This is a genomic window from Paraburkholderia agricolaris (assembly GCF_009455635.1).
In the GTDB taxonomy this organism is placed as follows: domain Bacteria; phylum Pseudomonadota; class Gammaproteobacteria; order Burkholderiales; family Burkholderiaceae; genus Paraburkholderia; species Paraburkholderia agricolaris.
In genome coordinates this window covers 3,603,496-3,618,974 of the sequence record NZ_QPER01000002.1, presented here as the reverse complement: position 1 = coordinate 3,618,974, position 15,479 = coordinate 3,603,496, and the positions used below count along the sequence as shown (strand labels likewise).

Annotated in this window: 10 protein-coding genes; 5 read left to right on the top strand and 5 right to left on the bottom strand. The window is 63.8% G+C overall.

The genetic code is table 11. The annotated features are described in order from the left end of the window. Positions 1–16 precede the first annotated feature (16 nt). Positions 17–1,861 carry a type III secretion system outer membrane ring subunit SctC gene (gene sctC, locus GH665_RS37415; protein ID WP_153142027.1) on the top strand — a complete coding sequence of 615 codons (1,845 nt, stop codon included), beginning with the start codon at positions 17–19 and terminating at the stop codon, positions 1,859–1,861. Here the strand turns inward: sctC and GH665_RS37410 are convergent. Then, on the bottom strand, positions 1,848–2,879 hold the full coding sequence (locus tag GH665_RS37410) for a response regulator transcription factor (protein WP_153142026.1): 1,032 nt from the start codon (positions 2,877–2,879) through the stop codon (positions 1,848–1,850). The genes sctC and GH665_RS37410 overlap by 14 nt on opposite strands. 622 nt (positions 2,880–3,501) lie before the next feature. Here GH665_RS37410 and GH665_RS37405 point away from each other — a divergent pair. Then, a complete protein-coding gene (locus GH665_RS37405) occupies positions 3,502–4,602 on the top strand; it encodes an aromatic ring-hydroxylating dioxygenase subunit alpha (RefSeq protein ID WP_153142025.1) in 1,101 nt (366 codons plus the stop codon). A 27-nt stretch (positions 4,603–4,629) separates the two neighbouring features. On the opposite strand, the gene GH665_RS37400 is transcribed toward GH665_RS37405, so the two are convergent. Genes GH665_RS37400 through GH665_RS37385 form a run of 4 tightly spaced genes read right to left on the bottom strand, consistent with a single transcriptional unit; the run spans position 4,630 to position 10,573 of the window. After that, the gene (locus tag GH665_RS37400; RefSeq protein ID WP_153142024.1) at positions 4,630–5,382 is read right to left on the bottom strand and encodes a class I SAM-dependent methyltransferase; all 753 of its coding nucleotides are present in this window, start codon (positions 5,380–5,382) and stop codon (positions 4,630–4,632) included. A gap of 4 nt (positions 5,383–5,386) precedes the next feature. Beyond that, positions 5,387–6,286, bottom strand: a complete 900-nt coding sequence (locus GH665_RS37395; RefSeq protein ID WP_167531061.1) for a phosphotransferase family protein — start codon at positions 6,284–6,286, stop codon at positions 5,387–5,389. Between the two features lie 10 nt (positions 6,287–6,296). Next, positions 6,297–9,800: a hypothetical protein gene (locus GH665_RS37390; protein WP_153142022.1), complete on the bottom strand. Its 3,504-nt coding sequence runs from the start codon at positions 9,798–9,800 to the stop codon at positions 6,297–6,299. A gap of 32 nt (positions 9,801–9,832) precedes the next feature. Further along, positions 9,833–10,573 carry a DUF3455 domain-containing protein gene (locus GH665_RS37385; RefSeq protein WP_153142021.1) on the bottom strand — a complete coding sequence of 247 codons (741 nt, stop codon included), beginning with the start codon at positions 10,571–10,573 and terminating at the stop codon, positions 9,833–9,835. A 314-nt stretch (positions 10,574–10,887) separates the two neighbouring features. Here GH665_RS37385 and GH665_RS37380 point away from each other — a divergent pair, with 314 nt between their 5' ends. The 3 genes from GH665_RS37380 (at position 10,888) to GH665_RS37370 (ending at position 15,419) form a co-directional block, all read left to right on the top strand. Further along, the gene (locus tag GH665_RS37380) at positions 10,888–11,997 is read left to right on the top strand and encodes a cupin-like domain-containing protein (protein ID WP_167531060.1); all 1,110 of its coding nucleotides are present in this window, start codon (positions 10,888–10,890) and stop codon (positions 11,995–11,997) included. A 188-nt stretch (positions 11,998–12,185) separates the two neighbouring features. Continuing rightward, positions 12,186–13,013, top strand: a complete 828-nt coding sequence (locus GH665_RS37375; protein ID WP_153142019.1) for a hypothetical protein — start codon at positions 12,186–12,188, stop codon at positions 13,011–13,013. A gap of 297 nt (positions 13,014–13,310) precedes the next feature. Beyond that, positions 13,311–15,419 carry a glutamate cyclase domain-containing protein gene (locus GH665_RS37370; RefSeq protein WP_167531059.1) on the top strand — a complete coding sequence of 703 codons (2,109 nt, stop codon included), beginning with the start codon at positions 13,311–13,313 and terminating at the stop codon, positions 15,417–15,419. The last annotated feature ends 60 nt before the right edge of the window (positions 15,420–15,479 follow it).

Genomic DNA, 15,479 nt, shown 5'->3' with positions numbered 1-15,479 from the left:
AAGCGTGGATCCCTCGATGAACAAGAAACGGCTCATCTGCGCCGCCTTGCTGGCGGCGTCTCTGGCAATCGCGACGGGCGGCCATGTGGCCGACGCGGCGACGATTCACTGGCGCGGTTCAATGGTCCATATTTCGGCCGAAGGCAAGGACCTCAAGGACGTCCTGCGCGATTTCACCGCGGGCCAGGGTGTGCCGGCCACCATTTCGGACGACGTGCATGGCACGGTGACGGGGCAGTTCGATATGTCGCCGCAGCGCTTTCTCGACACCCTCGCATCGACCTTCGGTTTCGTCTGGTTCTATGACGGCAACGTGCTGTCGATCAGCGACGTCAATACCGTGACGCGTCAGGTCGTCAAGCTCGATTACGCGAGTACCGCCGATCTGCGCGCCGCGCTCGACCAGTTGCACGTCGCGAATCCGCGTTTTCCGATCATGTACGACGCGAGCCAGGGCACGGCGCTCGTCAGCGGGCCTGTGCCGTATGTGCAACTGGTGGCGGAGGTCGCACGCCGGCTCGACGACAATGCCGGGCAGCGTACCGGCTCGGAGGTGCGGGTGTTCTCGCTGCATCATGCGTGGGCGGCCGACCACAACGTCGAGATCGACGGCAACTCAGTGACAGTGCCCGGCGTCGCCAACGTGCTGGCGGGCATGTATCACCCGCAAGACAAGAGCGGTAGCAGTAGCAACGGCGGCCAGCGCAATGCCATCGTGCCGACCATGCGCCGTCTGCAACCGATGCAGGATGTGACCGGCGGCATGAATGGCGGCGGACTTCAGAACGGTGTCACGCCACCGCCATTGCCGGCCGGCATGACGGGCGCCGGCGGCTCCGCGGGGCCCGGCCTCGGCGGTTTGCTGAACGGGATGGGCGCGGGCGGTGGCACGGCGTCGGGCATGCCGACACTGCCGGGCTACGGCGGCACGGCGAGCGGTTCGAGCAACTCGGGAGGTGGCGGCGACTTTGCCGCGGCACCCGGCGGCGGCACACAGTCGTTGCCGGTGATCGAAGCCGATCCACGCACGAACTCGGTACTGATCCGCGATTTGCCGCAACGCCTTGCGCAGTACCAGACACTGATCGACCAACTCGACGTGAAGCCGAAGCTGGTCGAAATTGAAGCGCACATCATCGAGATCGACGACAACGCGCTCAAGCAGATCGGCGTCGACTGGCGCGCTCACAACAGCCATGTGGACTTCCAGACAGGCAATGGCAATACACAGCAGAACGGCTACAACGGCAACATCGACCCGATCTTCGGCACCTCGACACTGGCCGACGGGTCCACGGTCATCAATACGTCACCGGCGGGCGCGTCGTTGACGGCAGTGCTCGGCAATGCCGGGCGTTACCTGCTCGCACGCGTGAACGCATTGCAGCAGACCAATCTCGCGAAGATCGACGCGAGTCCGAAGGTCGCGACCCTGAACAACGTCGAGGCCGTGATGGACCAGAAGACCCGTTTCTTCGTGCGGGTGTCGGGCTACACGTCAGCTGATCTTTACAGCGTTTCCACCGGTGTCTCGCTGCGCGTGCTGCCGCTTGTCGTCGACGAGAACGGTGCGACGCAAATCAAGCTCAATGTGCATATCGAAGACGGTTCCGTGACCAACCAGAAGGTCGACAACATCCCGATCATCACCACGAGCACGATCAATACCGAGTCGTTCGTGGGGCAAGGTGAGAGTCTGCTGATTGCGGGCTACCGCGTCGACAGTTCGACCAACGCCGAAACCGGTGTACCGTTGTTGTCGAAGATTCCGCTGGTCGGCGCGCTATTCCGCTATCGCGACGACGAGCGCAGTCACATGGAACGGCTGTTCCTGCTGTCGCCGCGCATCATCGAGTTCTGAATGCGGTAGTGAGTGGCAGCGGGTGCGCCTTGGGCGTGGTGGTGGCGCAGCCCGCGAAGGTCGCTTCGCAGGCCGGGTTGGACCAGGGCGGCGCGTTGCGTGCGGTCACGCTCTCCGGCGGATGGATTTCCGCATGCGGGGTTTCGTGGTGCTGACACACCTTCGCTTCGTCGCGGTTCACCGGTACGGCTCGCGGTGCAAGCGCCGCCAGCACGGAGAGGGCATGGGGTTGTGCTTCGATGCAGGCGGTCGTGCTCACGTCTTCGCCGACGATGCCTGGCGGCGAGGCAACCGCAGCAAGTGCCTGCTCGGCCAGATCGGCGGGTGCCGTGATCGCTTCGATGCGATAGCCATGCGCATACATGGTCCGCAGATAGACCCCGTGTGCGCCGTTGAGATCGAGTTTCTTGCGCAGTTTGTAGATATGTTGCTCCAGCGTCCGTCCCACGATGTCCTCGGAGCTGCTCCACACCGCGCCGGCAATCTGGCGGCGGCTCACATATTCGCCGGGACGCGAGAACAGCAGCCACGCAATCGCGAATTCGCGCGACGTCAGCCGCACCGGTTCGCCCTCGACGAGCACCTCGCAAGTGCGGCGCTCGAGCCGGTACGCGCCGCACTCGAGACGGTCGTCGGCGTCGGCGGCCTGGAGCGGCTGGAAACGCCGCAACGCGAGATGGACGCGCAACACCAGTTCCCGCGAATCGATCGGCGACAGCACGACATCGTCGGCGCCTGCATCGAACAGATGCGTGATCTGGGTACGGTCGTCACGGGCGCCGACCACGATCAGCGGCGCACGACGGTCGGCATAGCAGGCGCGCCGGGCTAACACCGGGCGCAGTGGATTGACACCCGTGTCGGCGTCGATGAGGATCGCGCTGTATTCTTCGCGATATACCGAACGCGCAAGCGCAACGTCATCGTCAAACTGCCGGCAGGTAGCGCCGTCGGCTTCGAAACACTGACAGATCAACCTGAAAAGCGCCCCGCTTCGGGTCATTACTGCGAGTTTCATTTTTCCTCCGAATGGTCCTGGCGCGCGACGGACTCATACGCGACGGGAACAACAGCCTGGCGGTGGGAGTGCGTTGCGAATGATCGGACAGTAGAGCTACAGATCAATCAAGGGTGTAACGGTTTGTTTCATATAAATTGCAAAGCGTCACCCAGCTAATTTCCAGTTACATGTTGATGAATTGAGCATCGCATTTTGTGAACAACTTATCGGCAGTTAGCAGTGAATTAGCTCACTAATACGGCTTGAGTATTTTTTTCGTCTTTTCCGAACCTTACGGTCGGTTCGACCGGATGGTGGTCGATGGCCCGTCGTAGCGGGCTCGTGATAGTCATTCTTTCAAAATTGAAAGTTAAAATTAAGCTAATTGAGGTTCTGTTGTCTGTTTGAATATTCATTGCTTATTGCAAGTTCGTTTTTCAAAACATCAGGCCGCATTGAAGCGGCGATCTGTATGTCGCGTATTGCATCCGTACTGCTATTTGGGAAAAATTGACGAATACGGCATTCGTGAGGATTGTTGAGCGTGTGGCTGTGCCGCTTGCTTAGGATCGAATCTGCACGCTGCCAGCACGCAGGTTACCCATCAAGCTGCGCAGATATCCTCCTCGGAGCCCATCCCATGCCGTTTCTATCCAGCGCCTGGTATGTCGCTGCATTCAGCCGCGAGATCACCGTAGACGCGCCGCTTGCGCGCACCTTGCTCGACCGCGCGATCGTGCTTTATCGCGAGGCGAGCGGGGCGGTGGTCGCGCTCGACGATCGCTGCCCGCACCGCTTTGCGCCACTCTCGCGCGGGCGCCTGATCGACGGTGCGCTCGAATGTCCGTACCACGGCCTGCGGTTCGGCGCGGCGGGTACCTGTGTACTCAATCCGCACGGCGATGGACGCGTACCCGCGGGAGCGGTGGTGCGGCGCTATCCCACCCGCGAGCGCTACGGTGCGATCTGGATCTGGTTTGGCGAAGCGCACGAGGCCGCGACGGTGCCGCTGCCGGAGTTCGAGTTTCTGGACCCGCTGCACAATTTCACCTGTGACGGGTATCTATTGACGCAGGCGAACTATCAGTTGAGTGCCGACAATCTGCTTGATCTCAGCCATTTCCAGTACCTGCATCCGGATACGCTCGGCAGCGACATGATGGCGCGCGGCACGGTGCAATCGGCAAGCGAGGGTGACATCGTATGGGTGCATCGCGCGATGCGTGGGGAAATACTGCAACCATTTGTCGGGCGTTCGTTCGGCGTGCCGGATGGCAAGTCGGCGGATCGCGACCTGGACGTGCGCTGGCAACCGCCCGGTCTGCTGACGATCACGGTAAGCGTGCGCGAAGCCGGGGCGGCGCCGGAAATGACGCGTGTGGGGATGTCCGCCCACTGGCTGACGCCCGAAACCGCTGCCACGACCCATTATTTCTTCTCGTTCGGACTGCCGCGCGAGATGGGCGACGCGGGCGAGGCGCTTGTTCAGTTCTCGGTCGAAGGGTTGATGAAGCCCTTCCGCGACGAGGATCTGCCGATGCTGGAAGCGCAACAGCGTGCCATCGGCGAGCGCGATTTCTGGTCGCTGCGCCCGGCGCTGTTGCCGATCGACGCGGGCGCCGTGCGTGCCAGACGCATCATGGAGCGGTTGATTGCCGACGACCTTGCGTACCTCAATGCCGCGGTGCCGGGCGCACCGCAGCGTGTCGCCGGCTGCGTCGGCGAGGTGTCGGGGCGATGAGTTACGCCAATGAGTCGCGCCAATGAGTCAGGCGCGTGAAGCAGTGCGGTAGCTGATCATCCACCAGCGCCCCTCGGCGCCGGTCGAATAAACCAGCTCCTCGGCGGTACCCGCCAGCAGACCGGCGAGCTCGGCCTCGGTCGGAAAATTCTTGACGATTTCGAACCGGGTGCCGTCCAGCAAAGCGCGTTCCTCGAGCAGGTTGCCTTCATCGTCGAAATGCCGGTTGCCGCGCCATTCGTACGGCAGTTGATCGGCGAAAACGACCTGTGCGCCGGGTGCCAGTTTGCTATGCAGTGTGCTCAGGAAGGCGGGAATTTTCGACTTCGGCATATGTGACCACCAGAACAGCGCGAAGGCCGCGCTGAACGGGCCAGATACGCCGTCGAGGGAATAAGCGTCGGCATGCTGGCAACGAACATGGTCGCTCGACGCCATCCTCGCTTGTGCGAGCGCGAGCGACGCTGCGTCACGATCCGTAGCCAATATCGAACGCGCCGTGGCCGCGGCCACGTGGGTCCAGTAACCGGTCCCGCATGCAAGTTCGAGTGCGTCGTGGCCTTTGAGGTTAGCCTGAAGCCGAGCCTGCAGCGAAGCGAGATGCCGCTCCACGAGGGGCGTTCCATAGCCCACGGAGACGTCATATTCCGACGCACGCGCCGCGTAGTACGCGGCGTGCGGGTCGGCATGAGGCTCTGCGTTATGGGCCATTGCATGCGTATGCTTGTCGCGCTGCGGCGGCGCATCGGTCGGTTGATGGTGAAGGTCGGTCGCGGACATGGTGTTATTCCTCCTTGAGCAGTTCTTCTGATAGCGGCAGCAATGCGCTCCGCTCGGCACTGCCGATGCCTTCGCTCAGACGCGCCGTGGCGGCCACCGGAAGCCAGCGCGCCAGGCGGGCGGGCCCGTCGGGCACACCGGCAAGTTCGAAGTAGCGTTTCACGTAGGTATCGTGAACCTGTTGGCGTGCTGCCTCTTCGTGCGGCGATATCACGTGTGTTTCCGAGGTGCGCCCAAAACGCAGGAGAACCGATGTTTTCGCCAGATCGGCGAAGGCGTTGCCGCGCTCCGCGGACATCCAGTCAAGCAGGGAGACGGTTCCGTCACGGCATACGAGTACGTTCGAGGGATGGAAATCGCCATGACAAAGGCATGCGTCAGCCGCGTCGGCAGATTCCAGCGCGGCGAGCGCATGCAGCGCCGCGGCTCGAAGCCGGCGCGGCAGGTCTGGCGCTGCCTCGATCGACCAGCGCAATTTCGCGTGCTGGTGCGGCAAGCCGCGCAACCGCGTGTGAGCGCCGGCCTGGATACGATGTATCGCGAAATGAAGATTGGCCAGTTGCTCGCCGCAGCGTGCGAGGGGCGACGGACATCCCGTCTGGCGCATTGCACTAACCATGGGTTGTCCTCCGGCGCGCCGATAGAGCAATCCGTGGCGACCCGAGACAGCGACGATTCCGCCTGGGCACGGCACAAGAAACGCCGAATTCTCGTAGGTTGCATGACATACGTGGTCGACGAGGCGAGCCTCCAGTTCGATCTGGAGCAACGGGTAACCCGGGCGAAACAGTTTCACCACCCAACCCGGCGACCATTCGAACACCTCGGAGGTGCGGCCGATGCCAAGCGGTGTCGTGCCCGCGGTCAACTCGAACCTTGGCCTGGCGGCGAGGGGTTCCCTCACGGGTGCGCCTCTAGATGCCGCTACCCGGCGCGGTGGCACCCGGTGTGAGCGCCGGGCGCGGCGTGACCGGTTCCCACATCGTCAGTCCAATGCCGCTTTGCGTTTGTTCGTGCGAAGCACGCACGCCATACTTCCAGCCCTGGGAACTGCTGCGTGTCGTTTCCCGCAGGCCGTACAGTCCGAGTGGCCGCCATGCATGCGGATCGTTCAGTTCGTCGTCCATCTTCTTTTCCAGCGCGTGCAGTTTCGCGTCGATAGCGGCACGCTCGCGTCGGCTCGGGGCGTTGTCGCGTTGTTCGTTCAACTGGCGGCTGAGCGTCAGATAGTGGTTGAGTTTCGGCACACGCTCTTCCTTGATGATCCAGCGCTCGCCAAAAGCGAATTCGCCGGACGACTCATCCTGGGCCTCGCTGAGCACCTGCTCCAGCCGCTGCGCTCCCACGCCCGCTACCCAGGCGGGATTGGCGCGAATCGCATGGCCCCAGTCGTCCGCGTTGCGGTACATCACGTCGCGCAGCATGAATTCGGGCACAAAGCCGCGATTGTCACGAGTCAGATAAATAAAGCCGGAACGCCCGAGGCGAGCGAACTCCGTCGACGCCGCCGCAAGCGTCTTGCTGGCCGCACTGACGGATTTCACTTCGCCGTGGCCGTCGCCGTTGTGGATCAGGCGCGGCGCGAACTGCGCACCGGCGCCCGCGGTAACGGTGTTCTGAAAGATGGTCGAATCGACGACGTTGGTGAACTCGCCGGTTTCGGTGCGATTGCCACCCGCGAACAACGTGGTGTTCAAACCCGCGTTGACGTAGATGCCGACGCGATTCGGCGCGTCCGGACTGTCGTCGACATTCGCGCGTACTGCGACGCCGGCGGTTGGCGTGGCCGTGACGGTGGTCGCGCCGTAGGTCTGCGAAGACAGCGAGATGCGCGGATTATCCGCCGTGAGTTCCGCGAGCTTTTGCATGAAGCCTTCCGGCGAGGCCGACTGCTCGATCGCATCCCAGTAGGCGTCGACCATTTTGCTGCTGTCGTCGCGCCATTGATTGGCGTCGGGCGTTTGACCAAGACGCGTTGCCGAGGCGCGATGCGCGCGCAGCACAACGGTGTCTTCGCGCGATACCGCGCCGTTGACGGTGGCGGAGGCCACCGCGCCGGCGATGCCTTTCACCTTGCCGACCTCGCCGCCAATGCCAAGAAACCCTTGTGCCCCGACCGACGTATTCAGGCGGTTGCGCGTGCCGAATTGCATCTGGCCGCCGTCGTACGCGGTACCTACTGCGTAGACAGCGTCGCGGCCGCCCATTGCCGAGAGGATCGGGCCCACCGACGTCAGCCTGACTTTGGCGGGCAGGTTGGCCCAGAGATTCGCGTCGAGTCCGAGCATGCCGCCGTCGTAGGACGTGTAGATCGTGCCGAGCACGTTTTGCTCCATCAACTCGTGCTGCTGGTCACGCAGGTTTTCCGTCGAGATGCGTTCGAGCGGTGCGATGCCGGGCTGCGTGGTCAGGTCGCGTGCCGTGTCGATTTTCTCGCGTAACTGTTCGGCGCGCGCCGGGTCGTCCTGCTTCATGCCGCTCGCCATCGTCCAGCGCTCGAGGGCGGCGAGCGTGAAGCCGGTTTTCGCGTCGTCGCTCGCGGCGCCCTGGGTCATCTCCTTGACGAAAGCATCGCGCTGCGCCCGGCTGTCGAACAGGTCCAGCGTCCGCTGGATCAGCCCGTCGTTTGCGCCCGTGCGCATGTTTTCAACGCTCGCCCGTGCGTCCTGCCACATCCGCTGCGCTTCGCGCCGGCCGATGCCGAACGATTCAGGGCGGCGTTTCTGCAGCTCGTGCGGAGCGGCATTCGTCGGGACGTCGGGACGGGCCGCCTGCCATGTATCGAGCCGGCCGACATTGAGCGCCGTGTTCATCAGCGTGGCCGGATTCGTCGCGTGCGGCATCTGCTGCCGGCTGTATTCCAGCAAGCCGGTGCGGACGTCGATCAGTGCGGTGTCGTACTGGCCGCGTAACGTGTCGAAGAACGGCACGTCCGCGCCGAGCATGTTCGGCATCGTCCGGTAGGGCGTGCGCTGCTTGCTGAAGGCGCGCGGGACGTCATGGGCGGCGAGCGCCACGCGCGCCTTGACGCGGGCCATGCGCTGCGCGGGAGGGGCGCCGTCGATCGAGCCCATCGCACGATCTTTCAGCGCCTGCCGCTTCGCACCCAGCTCGACCCACTTCGTGCCGCCCTCGTAAAGCAGTTGCGAGGCTTTTTCCAGCTGCGAGCCGCGGCCGCTTTCATCGAAGCCCCATTGCCACGTCCGGTAGGCCGTGATCTGTTCCGGCGAACAGGCGCCGATGTCGCGGGAACCGGTGGGGGTATCGGGCAATTGCCGGGCGGCTGTGAGCGCGAGCGTGGCTTGCCGGGCACGGGCGTCGCCGAGCAAGCGGTCGCGCGTGCGGTCCGGATTGAGCGCCGAGGGTGTCGCGCCCAGATTCTTCTCCAGCGTGCGCAGCTTATGACCGGCCTGCAGGTAGACCACCAGCCGCGCCGCTTTGCCGTTGCCGCGTTCGCAATCGGCTTGCGCTGTGCCGTACTGCAAACGCAGTAGCGCGTCGAGCGCCGCGCAGCGCGTATGCGCGAGATCCTGCGCGCATTGCCATGCTTTCTCCTCGATAGCTTCGTTCGGCACACTGGTGCGCGGGTCGTCGATATCGAGCGGTTCCTGCAAGCGCGCGAGGATCTGCTGCGCAGTCCGCGCATCGCCGCCGCTTGCGCGCGCGAGGGCGTCCGCTAGCGGCATCGCGCAATCATGGGGCAGGCGTTCGACCGTGGCCCCCAGCGCCGGGTCGGCTTGTGCCGGGGTTGGGCGGTGCAATGTCAGTTCGTCGAGCAGTGAGTTCAGTGCTTGCCCATGAGCGGCCAGGGCTTGCGGGTCGCTACTGTCAGGTGGGGGAAAGAGCGCGCCGATCGCCAGTCTCGGCGTTTCGAAGTGTGTGTCGAGATCGTCAGCCCACACGCGTGCTTCGGCGGTCAACTTGCGCTGCCGTGTGCGGGTCAGAAATGATTTGATTGCCCGCGGACTCATGAACTTCGGCACCGGCACGCTCCGGCTTGCCGCGCCGTCCGTGACCAGATGCGCGCTCACGCGCTGGACCGAACCGCTGCCTAGCCGACCACCCTGCGGGCCCATGCGCACGTCATTGCGCGCCGGCGGCGCAGGCTCGGGGAGCGGCGTTCTGCGTGGTGGCCGAGGCAGCGAGGCATCGGCAAGTGGGTTTGTCAGCCCGCCTGCCGAGACCGTGGTCGATTCGAGTTTGACGCTCGTTGTCGTGACGGTGCGAAAGAGTCGGGTGCCGGGATTGTGTCTGGCTTTGTCCGCGGCCTGCGCGAGTCCGCCGAGGGGCGTGTCGGGCGCGGCGCCCGGTTGCGGCTTTGATGCCGGTGCGGAAGCCGGAGTGCCGGGCAGGTTCGACGCATGCGCGCTGTTGCCCGGCAACAGTGTGCTTAGCCACGACATGGGGCGAAAATTCATCGGCTTCTCCGAAACATGCGGCGGTTGCGCTTTTACTGCCCGCGAGCGGGCGCCGCGCCAGGGGCTTCCGTGTGCGACACGATCACGGCGGGATCAGCAACCGGCGTGGTGGCAGCATCGGCAGAGGCTGGCTCCGCGGTCCGATAGAACAGATATGTCGCGCTATAGGGGACGAACAGCGACGTCCCTTCCTGGTTACACGAAGGGGCGGGTGGCACGCCACCGGAGGTTCGCACGCGCTGAACCGAGCTGGTTTTCGCAAAGCGGCCCTGACCTTGCCGCTCGCCGGCGTTGAATTTCGCGCTGAGGCGCTGCCACGACAGCGCACCCGTCGTGACGATCTCTTCGCCCGTCACGCGGCCAATCACATAGCTGCCGTCGTAGGCCGTGAAATAGCGTCCTGGTGCGACCGTGCCGACGCTCTGCCGCGCGCCGTCGACCAGCGTGGCTTCCGAACCGGTTGGAACCCAGGACAGTCGCTCGCCGTCGCGGCGGCAACTGTAGGTGATGTCACCGACGGCGGTCAGCGCATCCTGGAGGATTTCCTGTGGCGTGGCGCGCAACGAGGCGGGCAAGGTTGCGTTGGCCGGCGGGATCTGCTCGGCCAAGGGTGGCTGGGCACAGGCAGCGAGCAAACCCGTGAGCGCCGCAGCCGATGCGGCCCGAACCGCCCGCGCTGCGCGGCGATCCCGGCTCAGGGCCGCGACACCGCCCGAAAGCAGGATGAAACGAAGCGCGGACAAAGCCGGTAGTGAGGTCGTGAAAGGTTTCATCGAAACGGCGGGCTCACCTGGGTGCAATCTACGCAGTACAACTCAAAGGAGGTGCGCCGGGCGCCTGCGACCCGAATTTTTGAATGACCGGACGCACCGACGCGCAACGCCGCGTGCGTTCGCGGCATTGCGCCAGGCTTCGCACCGGACGAAGCACTCAGTTGAGGCCAGCGGGAAAGTATGGCTTCTTCCGACTGTGTCGCCCGAACCTTGACGAGCCTTGTTCTGAAATCCATTTCGCCCAAGCAGACTGGCGCGCAGTTTGCCGACCGGTCCGCCATTCGATTCGCGCGCTCGCGGTGCGGGGCGCAGTGATGGGCGCGGCCAACCAGGAAAGTGCCCGGCCAGCGGCGCGGCTTGCAGAGTTGCTGTATGAACGCGTGGCTGAGCACTACTTGCCCACCGCGCGGCCGGTGAGCATTGGCGTCAGGGTGGCGGATGCGCCCGAACTCGATTGCCGCTTTGTGCTGGGAGAGCGATTGGCGATGTCGGGCGGCGTCGCGCCGGCCGATGCTGTCATCACGCTGACGCGCGGTGCGCTGGCATGGGCGCTGGCGGAACCCGCTGCATTCGACTGGCGCAACGAAGCCTTTCTGCGGGCGTGCAACGGCTGCTTTCGGGTGGATGGCGAAAGCCGCTTCGCTTACTACTGGCTGCAATTGCTCAAGCGTCCGGAACCCGCCGCGCGTGCCGCGCTTGCCCGCGCGCGGGCGGTGGCGCCGGTGGCGCTTGCCGTGGTGCCGGCCATTGCGATGTGCGACCGTGTCGCGATGCTCGACGCCGTGCGGCGCAGCACGCCGCTGCATCTGCAACGTGTGCTCGACTGGCCGGCGGTGCAATGGGATCCCGTCGAATGGGACGCGCGCTATGGCGATATCGTGCTGCGCGAGGCGGCGCCCGGCGATGATCCGCTGCGGCTGCGCGACGTGCTGCCGGTGCCCGGCCGTGAGCATGATGATCGGCACGGTAGCGTGCCACCGTATACAGACGGATGTCTGCTGCCCGAAAAACTTGCACCATTGTTCGCGTTGCCCGGTTTGCCCGCTGCCTCGTTCAGCGCGGCCCAGTTGTGGAGCGGACGGCGGCGCGACGGTTTCGTCACGGGCTTGCATTGCGATATCGCCAGTTCCTTTCTGGCGCAGGTACGTGGCCGCAAGAAGGTGCGGCTGTTCGCGCCCGGGCAGAGCGAGCTGCTGTATGTCCTCGACGCGTTCAATTCCCATCAGCTATGCCGCGTCAATGCCGATACACTGGATCTGGTGCGGTTTCCGCAGTTTGCGCAAGCATCGCCCGTTGATGTGATTCTCGAACCCGGCGACCTTCTGATCGTGCCGACCGGCTGGTATCACTGCACGTGGGCGCTCGACGACGTCCTGTCGGTCAGCCGGTTCATGCGTGACGAGGTGGCGCAGGAGCTGACATAGCGCGTCCGCAACGCACAACCCGAGCGCTCGCAAATTTCGTTTTTTCGTTCGTCGCTACGCATGCCGCCCTGCCGTGGCCGCTTCCTCGTTCTAAGGTAGGGGACGCCTTAGAGCGTGTCCACCGCATCTGGCGCTCAATCACACGGCGCGCTGCGAAGCCGCCCGCGCACGCCGCGAAAGGAATTGTCATGTCGAATAGCGCAATTTCCCCGTTGTCTTTTTCGTCCACGTCGTTCCCGACGTCCTTTGACGCCTCTTCATTTCAGCAAGCACCCGGCGCGCAAGGCGGAGACGACACCGCTTACTGGACCTCATGGCAAAACAAGATCGACAATTCCAGTTCGAAATGGGACGCAGCGGGTAGCGCATCGAATAGCGCTCTGGATGACGCGTTACAACAACTGCTGGCGGCGCTGATGGAAATAATGAGTGAATCGAGCTCATCCGACGGCGCTTCGGGTGGCACAGGGTATGGCGGGGGAAGCGGAGGAGGCGGTGGCGGCTTCGCGCCCACCCGCCACGCCGGCGCATCTTCGGGTAGCGGAAGCGGGGGAGGTACGGGCCAGCAAGGCGATCTGAATGTGAAGCGAGCCGGTTCCGGCAACCCGGCGGGTATTGCCGAAGGGCTGCTCAATACATCGGCGGCCAGCATCATGCAGAACCAGCAAGTGCCGATGGACAAGGGTATTCCGACCGACGTGTGCTGTGCGAACTTCGCCTCCGCCTGTCTCGTCAAGGCCGGTGAACTGCCGGACTCGCAACACACGAATAGCGTCGGTACGCTGGCCGGCGAACTCAAGGGCGACGGCTGGCACAACGAAAGCAGAAGCCAGGCAAAACCGGGCGACGTATGTATCGTCGGCGGCGACGAGCACGTCGAGATCGTCGCCAGCAACGACAACGGCCGCATCACGCTGGTTGGTTCAAACAATACGGACGGCGGCTCCGGACCGCAGGTCGTTTCGTACGACAACTGGACCGGCAATCAGGACGACGTTCAGTTCCTGTCGCAGTAACGTGTTGCGGCGTGATGCCTCGTGAGCACAATATAATTCGGCATCCATAATTATATTTGGAGTGCAGATTCGTTTGACCGTTGCTGACGTCGCCTCGCCGAATATGACAGTTCTATTGCGCTCGTAGAGTGACCCCTCGCTGTATCCCCGATATGACGATACGGAAGGTGTCTCATTATGGATGGAAAAATAACCGGGGCGGCCAGTCCCGAACCAGAGCGCAGCAGTGGCCGGGCAGGTGAACCTCAGGAGCAGGCGTCTTCGACAAAGCCCACCGAGCAGTCAAAGGGGCCGTCTGTGTTGAAACGCCTGGCGGATTTCGCACCGGCCAGGAAGATCGCTGCAAAGTTCGGCAAAGGCGGCGCTGCCAAAGCGAAATCCGCGGACGCGGACGAGGCCGTCACAGAGCAGGAAACACGCGTATCCGCGCGGCTGGATCGTCTGCTGACCGCGAACGACCTGCGCGACGTTTCCCGCTTTCACGTCGAGGGGGGCGCCTTGAGCGCGGCGAAAGCGCTCGAGCACGCCGACCGGGTGATGATCCTCACGGGCTTCTCTGTCGATCACACCGATCCCGCGAATCCTGCCAGTCCAGGCTTGCCGGAGACCGATGGCCCTCCGGGCGCCGCCGCCCTGGCACACGCGCTGTGGGAGCTTGGCAAGGTGGTCACCTTCGTCACCGACAAGGCTAACGAGCCCGTGCTGCGCGCGGCGGTGAAGGCGCTGAACCCCGAGGCTGAGCAATATGCGCGCTTTGACGTCATGGATGCACCGCATGCAGGTCATGCCGCCTCCAGACAGGCAGACGCGCTTCTCGACAAGCATCGTCCCGACGCGGTGGTGGCAATCGAATTGCCCAGCCGCAACGAAAATGGCGAGCGCCTCAATATGCGCGGCAAGAACATCAACGGCTTCAACGCGCCGGTCGACCAACTGCTGATCAACGCGAGAAGGCGTGAAGACATCACAACCGTCGGTGTTGGTGATGGCGGTAACGAAGCCGGCATGGGCGGCCTCGCGGGGATACCCAAAGCGCTCGATGGTGCAACGATGGCCGCCGCGGTGCCGGCCGATCATCCGGTAACCGCATGGAACTCGAATCTGGGTGCGACCGCGATCGGCGCGGTGATGCTGCAGCGTGCCGGCAAACTCGACAAGTTGCTCACGGGCGAACAGCAGGACGATGCGATTCGCGCGACTATAAAAGCAGGTGCTGTGGACGGCGTTACACGTGGCCGCGAAGTCAATCAACCCACCGCGGATGGGCGGAACTACACGGGCGTCGATGGTCATTCGCTCGATGTGCACCGGGGGATGCTCGAACTGCTGCGGACCAACGTCGCGCAACTGCCGCCAGGCGGAATCGTTGCGAAGCGCTCGCCTGACCACGACAAGCCGTTCCTCGTTGGGCTGTTCGATTCGGGCAACGGCGGACTGATTGCCGCGCAGAATGTCGCGAAGTTTCTGCAGTACCGGATGCCACGCAAAGCGCGTCTTGTGATCGTGACGGATCATGGCTCGGGTGCATACGGTGACAAAGAGCACGAGGAACTCGTTTCGCTGGTCGCCAAGGGGTTGAAGACCGGCGAGGACGTCGGCGTGGATGTCATTGCGATGGCGTGCAACACGGCCTGCACGGCGTTCCCGACGGCCAATGACGGCATCTCCGTGCCGGTGCTCGATCTGATCGAAACGACGGCTGAGCAGATTGTCAATCATGGTGGGGACCGGCCGGCCATGCTGTCGACGCAAAGGACCGCCGAATCACCCGATTACCCTTCGAAGATCGCGCAATACGCACGCGCCGGTGTCGATCAGTCGAAGCGCAACGTCAGGCTGCGGGACGGCTACGCAATCGGCGCGCCGGGCTGGGCCGAGCGGGTGAACAATCTCGACCACCTGAGCACGGATCCCGAAGTCTCGGGCGAGGTGGACGCAACCGTCGCGGAGTATGTCGACAAGGTGCCGCAGGATGCTACCTCGCTGTGGCTGTGCTGCACCCACTATCCGGCGCTGAAGGAGCGCATCGAAAAGCGGCTCGAAGAGCGTGGCATGGGCCACATGCCGGTGATCGATCCCATGGAGTACCAGGCCGACCGGATCATCACGACTCTGGAAGATGAAAACATCATTGTTCGTCACGACCGGCTCGCTACATTCTCTCCCGTAGTGCTGACGACCAGCACCGAAGCGGGGATTGTCGAGCGGTCCGCGCAGAAGCTGATGGATGCAACGGATACGCAGGTGATCCACACGCAGTTCGGCGAGGGTCACACGATCGAATTGATATCGCCGTTGCGTGTCGGCCAGAAGAGCGTGACCCAGGGGCGTCTGAAACCGCTTCGGCTGCCTACACGACGCACGCCGGAGCAGGGCGATCATCCGCCCGGATCGTCATCCACGTAACGTCGGCTTAAGCAGGCGCGCCGGGTCCGATTGACGGCGGCGCGCTTCACCCATTGTTCG